The 275-nt window shown below is 63.6% G+C and carries 1 protein-coding gene; it reads left to right on the top strand.

Going from position 1 to position 275, the window contains the following annotated elements; all coding sequences use genetic code 11:
* Positions 1-19: 19 nt before the first annotated feature.
* Positions 20-275, top strand: a 256-nt coding sequence (locus tag ACRHNM_RS16705; protein WP_431137750.1) for a hypothetical protein, incomplete at its 3' end; no start/stop codon positions are given.

The following is a 275-nucleotide window of genomic DNA, read 5'->3' as shown; positions in this document are numbered from 1 at the left end:
TGTGTAGGACACCCGGGCCATGGGCAACCAGCTCAGCCGGGAGAGGGTCCTGGAGATCAATGCGCTGGCGCCTCTTCCCTATGAGGAGCCGGAGAAAAAGGAGGCACGTGATATCGAGGTGGTGGATGGGCAGGACGTGGACGGAAAACCGGGGTCCAAAGGTACTGCCAAAAAAGCCTCCGGGGGCTCCGGAAATGAAGGGGGCTCCGGGAATGACGGGGACTCCGGAAAAGGCCGTGGCTCCGGAAGCGGCGGTGGCTCCGGAAATGCCGGGG

The organism is Psychroserpens mesophilus, assembly GCF_050617655.1.
Lineage (GTDB): Bacteria > Bacteroidota > Bacteroidia > Flavobacteriales > Flavobacteriaceae > Psychroserpens > Psychroserpens mesophilus_A.
Note: the sequence above shows the minus strand (reverse complement) of the source record. Positions and strands in the feature narration are given on the sequence as shown.